A 14,020-nucleotide genomic window follows, 5' to 3' on the forward strand; every position below is an offset into this window, starting at 1 on the left:
CTCACACCAGCGTGCGGACCGCCCGCAGCGCCGCCTCCACGTCCTGCTCCCCGTTGGCGATCGTCGCGCCGAAGCGCAGGTACGACGGCCGGTAGGGGGTGCTGCTGGCGACCACACCGGCCGACCACAGCCGGTTCACCGCCTCGCCCACCGGCACGCCGGTCACCTCGCAGCAGACCACACCGGCGGACAGGTCGGCGGCGCGCGGCGTGACCAGCCGGACGCCCCGGATGCCGGCGAGCCCCTCCTTGAGCCGGTCGGCCAGCTCCCGGGTGCGTTCGGCGACCCGGGCCGGGCCGATGCGCCGGTGGAACGCGAACGCGTCGGCGAGCGCCCAGCGGTGCTCGAAGCTGTGGTAGCCGCCGGGCGTGTGCGCCGGGCCCGGCGGCACCGGCTGCCCACCCGTGCCGCCGGCGAGCCAGCGACCGATGCCGCGTCCGTCGAAGCTGGGGATCACCGGAGTCATCCGTGCCCACGCCCGCTCGGCGGCCCAGACCAGGCCGGTACCGCGCGGCCCGAGCAGCCACTTGTGGCAGCCGGAGACCAGCACGTCGCAGCCGAGCTGCTCAGGTGTGGACGCGTCGGCGCCGAAGCCGTGCACCGCGTCGAGGCAGAGCAACGCCTCCGGGCTGCGCTCGCGTACCGCCTCGGCGAGCCGGCGTACCGGCAGCTTCACGCCGGTGCTGGAGTGCACCCAGGTCAGCGCCACCACCCGGGTACGCGGCGTGAGCGCCGCGGTGAGGCCCGCGACCATCTCGTCCGCCCCGGCCGTGGCCGCGTCGCGGTAGAGGCGGGCCCGGCGCACGGTCACCCCGTCGCGTTCGGCGCGCAACCGCAGCGACTCGTGGGTGGCGTAGAAGTCGTGCTCGGTGGTCAGCACCTCGTCGCCCGGTCGCAGCCGGATCGCGCTGTAGACCAGGCCGAGGCCCATGGTCGTGGAGTCGGTGAGCGCGATGTGGTCCGAGCGGGCGCCGAGGTGCCCCGCCGCCGCGGCGAGCACCGCCCGGTCCAGCCGTTCCTCGTTCGCGGCCAGGTAGCCGGAGGCGTCCCGGTCGAGGCCGGCGCGGTGGGTGGCCACGGCGGCCCGTACCGGGGCCGGGTGCGGGGCGAAGACGAACGTGGCCAGGTGCGCCCGGGAGCGGTCGAGCGCGAACTGGGCGCGGACGCTGTCCCAACTGGCCGGATCCAGGGCGGGCGCGTCGTCGGACACCGCGGTCCCGCCCGCCGGGCGGTCCGGGTCGCAGCCGGTGGCCAGGCTGGTGACGCCCGCCGCCGCGGTCGCGCCGAGCAGGTGCCGCCGGGTCAGGTGCCGTCGGGTCGGATGCATGGGGTCAATCGTCCGCCGTGCATGTCACGGCCGGGTCACCGCCCCGGGACCGGTGATTTCACCGATGCGCGCCGGTGGCCCGGACGCGGATGCTGACGCATGTCGATGTAATTCCGGCGCAAGGAGTGACCGACGTGCCCACCACCCGTTCCCGTACCCCCGTCCGTGCCCTCGCCCGTCTCGCCGTGGCGGCACTGCTCGCCACCGGCGGCGCCCTCGCCGTCCCGGCCGCGGCGAGCGCGGCCAGCCCCTACGAGCGCGGCCCGGCGCCCACGAGCGCCATCCTGGAGGCCAGCCGCGGCCCGTTCGCCACCTCGTCGATCAACGTCTCCTCGTTGAGCGTGACCGGCTTCGGCGGCGGCGTCATCTACTACCCGACCAGCACCGCCGAGGGCACCTTCGGCGCGGTCGCCATCTCGCCCGGCTACACCGCCTCCTGGTCCAGCCTGAGCTGGCTCGGACCGCGGATCGCCTCGCACGGCTTCGTGGTGATCGGCATCGAGACCAACACCCGGCTGGACCAGCCGGACAGCCGGGGCCGCCAGCTCCTGGCCGCGCTGGACTACCTGACCGAGCGCAGCTCGGTTCGCGGCCGGATCGACTCCTCGCGGCTCGCCGTGGCCGGGCACTCGATGGGTGGCGGCGGCAGCCTGGAGGCCGCGGCGGCCCGGCCGTCGTTGCAGGCCGCCGTCCCGCTCGCGCCGTGGAACCTGGACAAGACCTGGTCCGAGGTGCGGGTGCCGACGCTCATCATCGGCGGCGAGACCGACAGCGTGGCGCCGGTGGCGACCCACTCGATCCCGTTCTACAACAGCATCCCGGCGTCGTCGGAGAAGGCGTACCTGGAGCTGGACGGCGCGAGCCACTTCTTCCCGCAGACGACGAACACGCCGACGGCGAAGCAGATGGTGGCCTGGCTGAAGCGGTTCGTCGACGACGACACCCGCTACGAGCAGTTCCTCTGCCCGGGCCCGAGCGGGTCGGCGATCCAGGAGTACCGCAACACCTGCCCCAGCTCCTGATCCCCACCGCTGTCGGGGTGGTCGCCGCGCGGTGACCACCCCGACAGCGTGTCCGCCTCTTTTCCGACGGGTTGCCCATAGGTGACACTGGATGCATGGTTTCTGCATCGACAGTGCATATAGCCTTGTGGGGCCGGGACGACGAGTGCGACGCGATCCGCCGCCTCCTCGACCGCGACGACGGCGGCGCGCTGCTGTTCCACGGGCCGCCCGGCTCCGGGCGCAGCGCCCTGCTGGCGTACGCCCGCAGGTGGGCCGGGCAGCGCGCGGTGCTCGCCGGCGCCGGCCTCGCCGACGAGGCGACACTGCCCTACGCCGGGCTGCACCGACTGCTCGACCCGGTGCTGGACGCGGACGCGGCCCTCCCGGTGCGGCAGCGGCGGCTGCTGCGCCGCGCGATCGGCGGCGACGGGTGCCCGGCCGAGCAGCGGCTGGCCCTGGCCGCGGCGGTGCGGTCCCTGCTCGCCGCCGTGGCGGCGGACCGCCCACTGCTGTGCACGGTGGACGACCTCGACACCGGCGATCCGCAGAGCGCCTGGACGCTCGCCGTGGTGGCGCGCCGGCTGCGCCGGCTGCCGGTGGCGATGCTGCTGACCGCGACCGCCCCGGCCACTGTCGACGGCGTGCCGGCCCACGGGCTGCGTCCGCTGGACGCCCACGAGTGCCACGCGATGCTCGCCGGACTGCGGGAGCGGCCACCCGCGCCGGTGGCCGCCGCACTGGCCGCGCTCAGCCGAGGCAGCCCGGCCGCGCTCGCCGACCTGGCCGGCACGCTCACCCCGGCCCAGTGGCGGGGCGAGGCGCCGCTGCCCGACGCGCCGCCGGTGGACGGCGCGCTCGCCGCCGCGTACCGGGCCCGCCTGGACCGGCTGCCGGTGCCGACCCGGCGGATGGTGCTGCTCGCCGCGCTCGACCCCGGAGACGACCCGGGCACGCTGGTGCGCGCCGCGTGGGCGGCCGGCCTGACCGTCGAGGCGCTCGCCCCCGCCGAGGCCGCCGGCCTGCTGCGCACCGGGCCCGGCGGGGTGACGTTCCCGCACCCGCTCGCCCGTACGATGATCACCGCCGTCGCGCCGCTCGCCGACCTGCGCGCGGCCCACCTGCTGCTGGCCGGCACGCTCGCCGAGGGCGCGCTGGGCCGGGCGCTGCGCCACGCCACCGCCGCCGACTGTCCGTCCGACGTGCTCGCCGCCGAGCTGACGGCGGCGGTCGACGAGGTGCCGGACCGCGCCGCCGCGGCGGTCGTGCTGCGCCGCGCCGCCGAACTGAGCCCCGACCCCGGCCGCGCCGCCGAGCTGACCATCGCCGCCGCGCGATGTGCCTGGACCGCCGGCGACCCGGACCAGGCCCGAGGTCTGCTGCGCCGCCTGACCGCCGGGCCGGCGCGCAGCCGGGCCGACCTGCTCCGCGGCGACATGCAACTGCGCTGCGACGCGCCCGCCGCCGCGGTCGCCACGCTGCTGGCCGCCGCCGACGCGATCGCGCCGGCCGACCGGCGGGCCGCGCTGCTCGCGCTGGTCCGGGCCGGCGAGGCCATCTGCGTCACCGGCGACCAGTACCGGTACGCCGAGGTGGCCCGCCGGGCCGAGGCGCTGCGACGGCCCGGCGACCCGCCCGAACTCGACCTGCTGGCCACGTTCGCCACGGGCGTCGGGGCGACGCTGCGGGGTGACCACGCGCGCGGCGGCCCGGCGCTGCGCCGGGTCGTCGTCATCGGCGGCCGGCTGACCGGGCCCGCGCTCACCCCCGGCGCGCTCGTCTGCGCCGCCGCGGCCGCCCTGCTGGTCGCCGTGGACGGTCCCGCGCACCGGCTCGCCGGCCGGGCGGTGGAGGTGGCCCGCGCACGCGGCGAGCTGTCGCTGCTGCCCCGGGCGCTGGAGCTGCGGGCCGTCGCCGAATACTGGCTGGGCCGGCACGAGGCCGCGGCGGAGACCGCCCGCGAGGGCGTACGCGCCGCCCGCGCCGGCGGCCAGCACGTGTGCGCCCAGGTGCACCTCGGCATCCTCGCCGTGCTGGCCGCGGTACGCGCCGACCGGGACGCCGCGCTGGCCCGGATAGCCGAGATCGGTGACGGGGCCGCGCCGGGGAGCCGGCCGGACGCGTACGCCCGCTGGGCGCTCGGCGTGCTGGACCTGATCGACGGCCGGTACGCCGACGCGGTGGCCCGGCTGTCCGCGCTGGCCCGTACCGGCACCGGCCGAGGGCAGGTGCTGGTCCAGGTGATGGCCACGCCGTACCTGGTGGAGGCCGCCGCCCAGGACGGCGGGCGGCCGGCCGCCGCGCTGGCCGTGTTCGACCACTGGGCCAGCAGCACGGCGAGCCCGTCGCGGCGGGCGCTCGCCGCGCGCTGCCGGGCGCTGCTCGCGCCGCGCGGCGGCCCGGAGGCCGAACGGGAGTTCCACGCGGCGCTGCGGTTGCACCCGGCCGACACCGACCGGTTCGAGCGCGCCCGCACCGAGCTGCTGTTCGGCCGCGAGCTGCGCCGCCGGCGCCGGCCCCGGGACGCCCGTGCGCACCTGCACCGGGCCCGGGAGGCGTTCACGCTGCTCGGCGCGACCGTCTGGGCCGACCGGGCGGGGGAGGAGCTGCGCGCGGCGGGGGAGTCGGTCGGGCCGGTGCGGCACGGTCCGGAGGAGTTGCTGACCGGGCAGCAGCTGCACATCGCCCGGCTGGTCGCGGAGGGGGCGACCAACCGGGAGATCGCCACCCGGATGTGCCTGTCCACCCGGACCGTCGACCACCACCTGCGCAACGTCTTCCACCGGCTCGGTGTGCGCTCGCGTACCGAACTGGCCCGCCTGCTGTCCTGACCGCCGCGCCGCGCCGGACGCGGGCCCCGGTGCGGCCCGTGCTCGGCCCGGCCCGGTGGTGCGGCCCGCGTTCGGCGTGGCCGCGCCGCGTTCCGCTCGGCGTCAGCGCAGCGCGGCCACCGCGGCGTCCCCGCCGCCGCGCCAGAGCACGCCGGCCTCGGCGAAGCCGGCCGCGCGCAGCGCGTCCAGGTGCCATGCCGCGGGCGGGCTCCACTCCGGGCTGTGCCCGGTCGGATAGATCTGCCGCCGCTTCTCCACGAGCGGGCCGAGCACCGGGTCGTCGGCCGCCTGCGCCCACCAGTCCGGCCAGGACAGCGCCGCGCCGGCACGGTGCCGGGCGTCCCGGCGTGCCCGCGCGCGCTCGCCGAGCCGTGCGGTGAGCGTCGGCATCGCGTCGTCGGGCATGTGGTCGGCGTTGACGAACACGCCGCCGGGGCGCAACACGTCGCGGATCTCGCGGTAGAGCTCGGTCAGGCGCGGACCGTCCACCCAGTGCAGGGCGGTGGCGGTGAGCACGGCGTCGTAGTCCCGGTGCGGGAGCGCGGCGGCCCAGTCGGTCCGGTTGAGGTCGGCGGTCACCACGGCGGCCCGCCCGGCCAGCGCCGCCTCGGCGAGGGTGAGCAGCACCGGGTCGAGGTCGAGCACCGTCACCTCGGCGTCGGGCCGGCGGGCCAGCGTCCGCAGGCTGATCGAGCCGGTGCCGCCGGCCAGGTCGAGCACCCGTGGCGGCCGGTCGCCGGTGACCGCCTCGACGGCGTCGAGCATCGTGTCGAAGCGGTGCTCCCGGTCCGGCATGAACGCCTCCTGCTGCCGGTCCCAGCTCTCCTGCCAGGCGCGCACATCCAAGTCGTAAGGAGTCATGCCGCTCACGATAGTTACCGGAAGGCGACCCTGTCGAGGCTTGTTGCCAAACTTTTGCAATAAGCGCGGGCGTCCCGGCGGCGTCACCGGGACCGGACGTGCGGCGGGTCGACGGTGACGAGCGGGTGACGCGCGCTGCGGCAGGGTCGCGGCACGACGACGGCACCGTTCGAGGGGGCTGCATGATCAGGACGATGCTCCGGCTGCGCGCGCGCACCGGCTGCGAGCCCGCGGTCGGGCCGGCCTTCGAGACGGTCGCCGGGCAGCTCGGCGCGCTGCCCGGCAACCTGCGGCACGAGCTGCTGCGCGACGCCCTCGACCCGCGCGGCTTCGTCGTCGTCACCGAGTGGGCCGACGAGGCGGCGCTGCGCGCGTACCGGCGGGGGCCGGTGGCGGCCCGCCTGGCCGGCCTGCTCCGGCCGCTGACCGAGCCGGCGGACGGCCCCGAGTACCCGCTGATGCGCGAGGCCGGGGACGGAACGGGCCCGGTCTACGTGGACGTCGAGCTCACCGTGCCGCTCGACCGGCTCGCCGAGTTCCACCGGGGCTACCCCGAGGTGGTCCGGCGGATGGCCGCGATACCCGGCTACCGCCGCGAACAGCTGCTGCGCGAACCCGGCTCGGACATCCACCACATCTTCGCCGAGTGGGACGGCGCCGCGCCGTTCCTCGCCTGGATCGGTGACCCGGCCCACGCCTCGGCGCAGGCCGGACCGATCGCACCGTTCCTTCTCGACATCCGGCGCCGGCTGTTCCACGTCGTGCCCGACGCGGACGACCGCCGACACCCCACCACGGGCTGGGAGGCCGACGTGCACAGGACAACAGACGTACTCGTCGTCGGGGCGGGGCCCACCGGGCTGACCGCCGCCGTCGAACTGGCCCGGCGGGGCATCGACTGCCTGGTGATCGACAAACAGGTCACCCCGCCCGGTCACGCGGACAAGGCGATCGGCGTGCACTGCCGCACGATGGAGATCTGGGAGGAGCAGGGCGTCGTCCGGGAGGCCATGGACGCCGGCATCTGGCTCACCGGCAACATGGTCTTCGTCAACGGCGAGCAGACCCACCGGATGAGCTGGGAGCTGCCCGGCCTGCCGTACGCCCACCTCGGCCTGCCGCAGTACGAGACCGAGCGGATCCTCACCGCCCGGCTGGCCACGCTCGGGGTGCGCCCGCAGCGCGGCGCCGAACTCGTCGACTTCACCCAGGACGCCGAGGGCGTGACCGCCACCGTCCGCACCGCCGACGGCGGCACCGAGACGGTACGCGCGGCGTACCTGGTCGGTGCCGACGGCGCGCACAGCCGGGTACGGGAGCGGCTGGGTCTCACGTTCACCGGCGGGCTGGGCCGGTTCCCGCAGCTGTTCATGCTGGTGGACGTCGACGTGAACTGGGACATGCCGGACGGGCACCTGCTGCGGTTCCTGCACATGACCGACGGGCAGATGGACGGGATGCTCGTCTGCGTACCGCTGCGCGGCGAGCACCGCTACCGCATCGCCACGCTCGCGCCACCCCGGTTCTTCGCCCAGACCGGCGGGCGCGACGCCCCGCCCGGGTTCAGCGAGGAACTCGACGAACCGACCATCTCCGACGTGCAGGCCGCGCTGGACCGCCTCGCGCCACCGGGCACCCGGGCGAGCAACCTGCGCTGGTCGTCGGTGTTCCGGATCAGCCACGGCATCGTCGACCGCTACCGCGACGGCCGCGTGTTCGTCGCCGGGGACGCCGCCCACCTGCACCCGCCCGCCGGCGGGCAGGGCATGAACACCGGCATCCAGGACACCTGGAACCTGGCCTGGAAGCTCGCCCTGGCGGTACGCGGGCTGGCCGCGCCCGGCCTGCTGGACAGCTACGAGACCGAGCGGCGCCCGGAGGGCGAGGAGATCGTCGGCCGGGCGGTCCGGATGGCCGGCACCGAGGAGGTGGACCGCGCCGACCTGGAACGCCAGTTCCTACAGGAGATGTCCATGCTGCTCAGCTACGCGGGCAGCCCACTGGTCGGGGAGACGGTCGCCGACCCGGCCGCGCTCGGTGAGGCGCCCCGCCCCGGCGACATCGCGCCCGACGTCGACGGGCTGCGCCGGCGCGGCGTCGGCCACCCGCTGCGGCTGCGCGACCTGACCCGGGGCACCCGGCACACGCTGCTGCTCTACGCCGACCGCACGGCCGGCGCGGGGGAGCTTGCCGCGTTCGCCGGGCTGTGCGCCGACGTGCGAAGGCTGGCCGGCGGGGAGATCGAGGCGTACCTGCTGCTCGACCCGGACGCCGACGAACCGCGACTGCTCGACCCACCGGTGGTGCGCGACGCCGAGCGGCGCTTCCGCACCTCGTACGGGCTGGACGGCACCGGCCTGTACCTGATCCGGCCGGACGGGCACGTCGGGTTCCGGGGTGCGCCGGTCGACCCGGACGCGCTGCGCAAGCACCTGCACCTGGTCTTCGGGAGCGCGAGGTGAGCCGGGTCCGGACCGTGCTGTCGATGCGGACCCGGGAGGGCTGCGAGGAGCGCTTCGAGGCGGAGTGGCTCACCGCGGCCGAACAGATCCGCACGCTGGACGGCTGCCTGCACCAGGACCTGGTCCGCGACGCCGACGACCCGCGCAGCTACCTGATCATCAGCGACTGGGCCGACCGCGAACGGCTCGACGCGTTCGGCCGCAGCACGCACCGGGACCGGCTGCTGAGCATCATCCGCGAGCTGCGCGAGTCCGCCGACCGGCACACCTACCAGGTACTGCACAGCGTGGCCGGCGAGCCGGGGGAGGGGCGATGACCGACGACGTGGTGCCGGCGAGCGAGCTCTACACCGACGCGTTCGCGGCCGATCCGTACCCCACGCTGGCCCGGCTGCGCGCCGAGCGGCCGGTCTGCCCGGTCGGCTCGCCGCGCTTCGACTCCTGGCTGATCACCCGCTTCGACGACGCGCGCACCGCGCTGACCGACCCGCGCCTGTCCAAGGACCTGTACGGCCCGGAGCAGCACTACCTGAAGATCTTCGGCCCGAACTCCGAGGGCCTGAACCGCAACATGCTCAACTCCGATCCGCCGGAGCACACCCGGCTGCGCCGGGTCGTGTCGCAGGCGTTCGCGCCCCGGCGGATCGAGGCGTTGCGCCCCCGGGTGGCGTCGATCGTCGACCAGCTCATCGACAAGATGGCGCCGCACGGCGAGGCGGACCTGATGCACGACTTCGCCATCCCGCTGCCGATGACGGTCATCTGCGAACTGCTCGGCGTGCCGCCGGCCGACCACGGCCGGGTGCTCGACTGGACCCAGGTCATCCGCACCTCCGGCTCCACCAGCCGGCCCCCGGCGCAGGAGCGGGCGGCGGTGCAGGAGGCCCAGCTCCGGCTGCACCAGTACCTGACCGGGCTGGTCCGCGCCAAGCGCGACGACCCGGCCGACGACATCATCGCCGCGCTGATCAAGGCCGTCGACGAGGACGGGACGCTGTCCGAGGCGGAACTGGTCACCACCACGTTCCTGCTGCTGTTCGCCGGGCACCAGACCACCGCCGACTTCCTCGGCAACGCCGTGCTGGCGCTGCTCACCCACCCCGAGCAGATGGAACTGCTGCGCGCCACGCCCCGCCTGCTGCCCGCCGCCATCGAGGAGCTGTTGCGCTTCGACGGGCCGCTGCCCGTGGCCAGCCCGCGCATCGCCACCGAGGACGTCGACTACCAGGGTGTACGCATCCCGCGCGGCGCGATCGTCGGGGTGGCGATCAACGCGGCGAACCACGACCCGGCCCACTTCGCCGACCCGGACCGGCTGGACCTGCGCCGGGTCCGGGGCCCGCACCTCGGGTTCGGTCACGGCGTCCACTACTGCCTGGGCGTCTCGCTGGCCCGGATGGAGGCCGAACTCGCGCTCGGCGCGTTGCTGCGGCGGCTGCCCGGACTGCGTCTCGGCGTACCGCTCGCGCAGGTGCGCCGGCTCCCCGCCGCCTCGCCGTTCCGCGGCCTGCTGGAACTGCCGGTCACCTTCACCGCCTGACGGCGCCGCCGCCGCGCGCCGCCGCCCCCGTCGCAACCATCAAGGAGCAGTCATGGTCTTCCGCAACGTGATCGTCTGTCACATGGTCCCCGGCAGCGAGCAGATCGTCGGCGGCGTGTTCGGCCACTACGACCAGGCCACCCGGCCGCAGGACCTGGGCGTCATCGGCCGGTACCTGCTGTCGCACCACGACCTCTACATCCACGTGATCGAGCGGGAGCAGGACCCGCGGATCTCCGGGCAGACCCGTGGCCTGCCCGCCTTCCAGAAGATCGCCGAGGAGATCGGCCCGTACGTGACGCCGTACCCGCGCTACTGGAAGAACCCGTCGGACTCGGTGGCCAAGGAGTTCTACCACTGGGCGCCCGAGGGCGAGCCGCCCGCCGACACCACGCTCACCGTGATCGTCGGCCGGATCAAGCCCGGCGCCGAACCGGACGTGGCCCGGGTCTTCGCCGAGTCCGACGCCGGGTCGCTCCCGACCGACCTCGGCGTGACCGGGCGCTGGCTCTACTCGATCGACGACGTCTACGTGCACCTGCTCGAACAGGAGTCGTCGGCGGCCGAGGCCACCCGCGACCAGCACGGCGACAAGCCCGCCTTCGGCAAGGTGATGCAGGACCTGGGCCCGTACATCGAACCGTACCGGCCGGACCGGTGGCAGGGTCCGCAGGACTCCGTCGCCGGCGTCTTCTACCGCTGGCAGGCCCAGGACTGACCCGATCCGCGCCCCCGCCCACCGGGTGGCGGGGGCGCGGAAACGCCGCCCCCGCGACCGGCCGTACGCCAGGCTGGTGTGGGGGTGCCGGTGTCGACGAAGGAGATCGTCCAGCACGTCGGGACGCTGCTGGACCTGGCCGGGGTGCTCGTCATCGCGGTCGGCGTCGCGGTCGCCACGGCGGTGTTCGCGGTGCGCTGCGCCCGGACCCGTCAGGTGGTCGCGCACTACCGGGCGTACCGGCAGGGTGTCGGCCGGGCCATCCTGCTCGGCCTGGAGTTCCTGGTCGGCGGCGACATCATCCGGACCGTCGCGGTGTCGCCCACGTTCACCAGCGTCGGCGTGCTGGCGCTGATCGTGCTGGTCCGTACGTTCCTCAGCTTCTCGCTGGAGGTGGAGCTGGACGGCCGCTGGCCCTGGCAGAGCCGGACTCCCGCCGAGCGGCCGAGCGTCGGCGCCCGCCCCCAGCGCTGAGCGTCGTACCCCTGCGGCAGCATGCCGGGCATGGCGGAGTTCCGGATCGTGCGCGGTGACGCGACGAGCCCGCAGGCGAAGGGCCCCAAGATCGTCGCGCACGTCTGCAACGATCTGGGCGGCTGGGGAAAGGGCTTCGTCCTCGCCGTCTCGCGGCGGTGGCCCGAGCCGGAACGCGACTACCGGGAGTGGCACCGGCACCGGGCCGGCAACGACTTCGGGCTGGGCGCCGTCCGGCTGGTCCGGGTCGCTCCGGACCTGTGGGTGGCCAACATGGTGGGCCAGCGCGGGATGCGCCGGGGCAGCGCCGGGCCGCCGATCCGGTACGACGCGGTGGAACGCTGCCTCGCAGCCGTGGCCGACCGCGCCGAGGAGCTGGGCGCGTCGGTGCACATGCCGCGCATCGGCTGCGGGCTGGCCGGCGGCTCGTGGCAGCGGATCGAGCCGTTGATCCGGCGCGCGTTGTCCGAGCGCGGCATCCCGGTGACCGTCTACGACCGGTAGTGACCTCCGCCTGTCGCCCTCGCCACTTCACCGAGCCGATGCCGGCCGGTACCCCCAGGGGGTATGGTGGTGCGATGGAGCACGGATCCGGTCACGACACCGGCCACCACGGCGGCCACGGCGGCCACGGCGGCGGTCATGGCGGCGGCCACGGCGCGCACGCCGGGCACGACCCGGAGCAGTTCCGCCGCCGGTTCTGGCTGAGCCTGGCGCTCACCGTGCCGATCGTCGCCACCAGCCACATGGTGATGGACTGGTTCGGCTACACGCTGGACTTCCCGGGCGTGCGCTGGGTCGGCCCGGTGCTCGGCACCGTGGTCTTCCTCTACGGCGGCTGGCCGTTCCTCACCGGCGGCCTGCGTGAGCTGCGCGAACGTACCCCCGGGATGATGCTGCTGATCTCGATGGCGATCGTGGTCGCGTACCTCGCCTCGGCCGCCACCAGCATCGGCCTGTTCGATCTGGACTTCTGGTGGGAGCTGGCCGCGCTGGTCACCATCATGCTGCTCGGCCACTGGCAGGAGATGCGGGCGGTCGGGCAGGCGCGCGGCGCGCTCGGTGCGCTCGCAGCGCTGCTGCCCGACGACGCCGAGCGCCTGGACGACGCCGGGCGGCCGCATCCGGTGCCGGTCGGCGAGCTGCGGGTGGGCGACCTGGTGCTGGTGCGCCCCGGCGGGCGGGTGCCGGCCGACGGCCGGATCGTCGAGGGCGCCGCCGAGCTGGACGAGTCGATGATCACGGGGGAGTCGCGGCCGGTGGCCCGCGCTGCCGGGGACCGGGTGGTCGCCGGCACCGTCGCCACCGACTCCACCCTGCGGGTACGCGTCGAGGCGGTCGGCGCGGACACCGCGCTGGCCGGCATCGGGCGGCTCGTGGCGCAGGCGCAGGCCTCCGGCGGGCGCGCGCAGGTGCTCGCCGACCGGTTCGCCGCGCTGCTGTTCTACCTGGCGGCGTTCGCCGGCCTGGCCACGTTCGCGGTCTGGGCGCTGCTCGGCGACCCCGACCAGGCGGTGGTACGCACCGTGACGGTGCTGGTGATCGCCTGCCCGCACGCCCTCGGCCTGGCGATCCCGCTGGTGGTGGCGCTGTCGACCGCGCTGTCGGCCCGCGCCGGCATCCTGGTCAAGGACCGGCTGGCGCTGGAGCGGATGCGCACCGTCGACACCGTCCTGTTCGACAAGACCGGCACGCTCACCACCGGCCGGCACACGGTCACCGGCGTGGCCACCACCGGCGGGCTGGACGAGAACGCCGCCCTGGCCCTGGCCGGCGCGGTGGAGGCCGACAGCGAGCACCCGCTGGCCCGGGCGCTGGTCGCCGCCGCCGACGCGCGCGCGGCGGGTCCGGCCGAGCCCGACCGGCATCCGGACGCGCGGGAGGCGGGCCGGAGCAGCCGGGAAGCGGGGACGACGCGTCCGGCGGCGCACGGCTTTCGCGCGCTGACCGGCCGGGGCGTGCGCGCCACGGTGGACGGCGTCGACTGGGCGGTCGGCGGGCCGGCGCTGCTGCGCGAACTCGACGCCCCGGTGCCGGACGACCTGGCCCGGGCCGCGCAGGAGTGGTCGGGCCGGGGCGCCGCGGTGCTGCATCTGGTCCGCCTGCCCGAGGGCGGCCGGCCCGAGGTGACCGCCGCGTTCGGGATGGAGGACCAGGTGCGCCCGGAGGCGCGGGCCGCCGTGGCGGAGCTGCGCGACCTCGGCGTACGCAAGATCGTGATGATCACCGGCGACGCGCGCCCGGTGGCCGAGGCGGTGGCCGCCGACCTCGGGTTCCGGCCCGGCGTCGACGAGGTCTTCGCCGAGGTGCTCCCGGCCGACAAGGACAAGGCGGTGGCCGAGCTGCGCGATCGGGGACTGACGGTGGCGATGGTCGGCGACGGCGTGAACGACGCGCCGGCGCTGGCTCGCGCCGACGTCGGGCTGGCCATCGGCGCCGGCACCGACGTGGCGATCGAGTCCGCCGGGGTGGTGCTCGCCGGCTCCGACCCGCGCGGTGTCGGCGGCGTGATCCGGCTGTCCCGCGCGTCGTACCGGAAGATGCGGCAGAACCTGGCCTGGGCGGCCGGCTACAACGTGGTCGCGATCCCGCTCGCCGCCGGGGTCCTCGCGTGGGCGGGCGTCGCGCTCAGCCCGGCGCTGGGCGCGGTGCTGATGTCCGCCTCCACGATCGTGGTCGCGCTCAACGCCCAACTGCTGCGCCGGGTCCGGATCGCCCCGGCCGACTGAGCCGCAGTTCCGGCCCGGCGACCGCCCGGTGGCTTGCGGTTGCGAGCGACAATGCCCCTTCCGGCCCGCACCTGCGT

At 75.6% G+C, this 14,020-nt stretch carries 11 protein-coding genes; 9 read left to right on the forward strand and 2 right to left on the reverse strand.

Annotated features, from left to right (window positions below):
- Position 1 precedes the first annotated feature (1 nt).
- Positions 2 to 1,327 carry an aminotransferase class V-fold PLP-dependent enzyme gene (locus tag M8C11_RS02275; protein ID WP_252448110.1) on the reverse strand — a complete coding sequence of 442 codons (1,326 nt, stop codon included), beginning with the start codon at positions 1,325 to 1,327 and terminating at the stop codon, positions 2 to 4.
- A 134-nt stretch (positions 1,328 to 1,461) separates the two neighbouring features.
- On the opposite strand from M8C11_RS02275, the gene M8C11_RS02280 reads away from it, so the two are divergent.
- Positions 1,462 to 2,349, forward strand: a complete 888-nt coding sequence (locus M8C11_RS02280) for an alpha/beta hydrolase (protein ID WP_252448112.1) — start codon at positions 1,462 to 1,464, stop codon at positions 2,347 to 2,349.
- A 95-nt stretch (positions 2,350 to 2,444) separates the two neighbouring features.
- Positions 2,445 to 5,159 (forward strand): LuxR family transcriptional regulator, encoded by a 2,715-nt coding sequence (locus M8C11_RS02285; RefSeq protein ID WP_252448113.1) that lies wholly within the window; start codon positions 2,445 to 2,447, stop codon positions 5,157 to 5,159.
- Between the two features lie 102 nt (positions 5,160 to 5,261).
- Here M8C11_RS02285 and M8C11_RS02290 read toward each other — a convergent pair whose 3' ends face one another.
- On the reverse strand, positions 5,262 to 6,020 hold the full coding sequence (locus M8C11_RS02290; protein WP_252448115.1) for a trans-aconitate 2-methyltransferase: 759 nt from the start codon (positions 6,018 to 6,020) through the stop codon (positions 5,262 to 5,264).
- Positions 6,021 to 6,202: 182 nt separating this feature from the next.
- On the opposite strand from M8C11_RS02290, the gene M8C11_RS02295 reads away from it, so the two are divergent.
- The 7 genes from M8C11_RS02295 to M8C11_RS02325 all read left to right on the forward strand — a co-directional run bounded on the left by M8C11_RS02295 (position 6,203) and on the right by M8C11_RS02325 (position 13,943).
- Positions 6,203 to 8,482, forward strand: coding sequence for an FAD-dependent oxidoreductase (locus tag M8C11_RS02295; protein ID WP_252448117.1), 2,280 nt, complete (start codon positions 6,203 to 6,205; stop codon positions 8,480 to 8,482).
- Positions 8,479 to 8,799, forward strand: a complete 321-nt coding sequence (locus M8C11_RS02300) for a putative quinol monooxygenase (RefSeq protein WP_120569519.1) — start codon at positions 8,479 to 8,481, stop codon at positions 8,797 to 8,799. The genes M8C11_RS02295 and M8C11_RS02300 overlap by 4 nt, the downstream gene beginning before the upstream one ends.
- The gene (locus tag M8C11_RS02305) at positions 8,796 to 10,022 is read left to right on the forward strand and encodes a cytochrome P450 (protein WP_252448118.1); all 1,227 of its coding nucleotides are present in this window, start codon (positions 8,796 to 8,798) and stop codon (positions 10,020 to 10,022) included. Before M8C11_RS02300 ends, M8C11_RS02305 begins: the two co-directional genes overlap by 4 nt.
- 52 nt (positions 10,023 to 10,074) lie before the next feature.
- A complete protein-coding gene (locus tag M8C11_RS02310) occupies positions 10,075 to 10,740 on the forward strand; it encodes a TcmI family type II polyketide cyclase (RefSeq protein ID WP_252448120.1) in 666 nt (221 codons plus the stop codon).
- Positions 10,741 to 10,830: 90 nt separating this feature from the next.
- Positions 10,831 to 11,214 (forward strand): DUF1622 domain-containing protein, encoded by a 384-nt coding sequence (locus M8C11_RS02315; RefSeq protein ID WP_120569521.1) that lies wholly within the window; start codon positions 10,831 to 10,833, stop codon positions 11,212 to 11,214.
- A 30-nt stretch (positions 11,215 to 11,244) separates the two neighbouring features.
- Positions 11,245 to 11,718 (forward strand): macro domain-containing protein, encoded by a 474-nt coding sequence (locus tag M8C11_RS02320; RefSeq protein ID WP_184686367.1) that lies wholly within the window; start codon positions 11,245 to 11,247, stop codon positions 11,716 to 11,718.
- Between the two features lie 74 nt (positions 11,719 to 11,792).
- Positions 11,793 to 13,943: a heavy metal translocating P-type ATPase gene (locus M8C11_RS02325; protein ID WP_252448121.1), complete on the forward strand. Its 2,151-nt coding sequence runs from the start codon at positions 11,793 to 11,795 to the stop codon at positions 13,941 to 13,943.
- Positions 13,944 to 14,020 lie beyond the last annotated feature (77 nt).

Origin of the sequence: Micromonospora sp. CPM1, assembly GCF_023896895.1 — a bacterium.
Taxonomy (GTDB): Bacteria; Actinomycetota; Actinomycetes; order Mycobacteriales; family Micromonosporaceae; genus Micromonospora; species Micromonospora tulbaghiae.

What these genes read in the sequence shown, in the direction of transcription:
- M8C11_RS02275 (WP_252448110.1), bottom strand. Translation starts at nt 1,327, where the DNA reads ATGCATCCGACCCGACGGCACCTGACCCGGCGGCACCTGCTCGGCGCG.
- M8C11_RS02285 (WP_252448113.1), top strand. Translation starts at nt 2,445, where the DNA reads ATGGTTTCTGCATCGACAGTGCATATAGCCTTGTGGGGCCGGGACGAC.
- M8C11_RS02290 (WP_252448115.1), bottom strand. Translation starts at nt 6,020, where the DNA reads ATGACTCCTTACGACTTGGATGTGCGCGCCTGGCAGGAGAGCTGGGAC.
- M8C11_RS02295 (WP_252448117.1), top strand. Translation starts at nt 6,203, where the DNA reads ATGATCAGGACGATGCTCCGGCTGCGCGCGCGCACCGGCTGCGAGCCC.
- M8C11_RS02305 (WP_252448118.1), top strand. Translation starts at nt 8,796, where the DNA reads ATGACCGACGACGTGGTGCCGGCGAGCGAGCTCTACACCGACGCGTTC.
- M8C11_RS02310 (WP_252448120.1), top strand. Translation starts at nt 10,075, where the DNA reads ATGGTCTTCCGCAACGTGATCGTCTGTCACATGGTCCCCGGCAGCGAG.
- M8C11_RS02320 (WP_184686367.1), top strand. Translation starts at nt 11,245, where the DNA reads ATGGCGGAGTTCCGGATCGTGCGCGGTGACGCGACGAGCCCGCAGGCG.
- M8C11_RS02325 (WP_252448121.1), top strand. Translation starts at nt 11,793, where the DNA reads ATGGAGCACGGATCCGGTCACGACACCGGCCACCACGGCGGCCACGGC.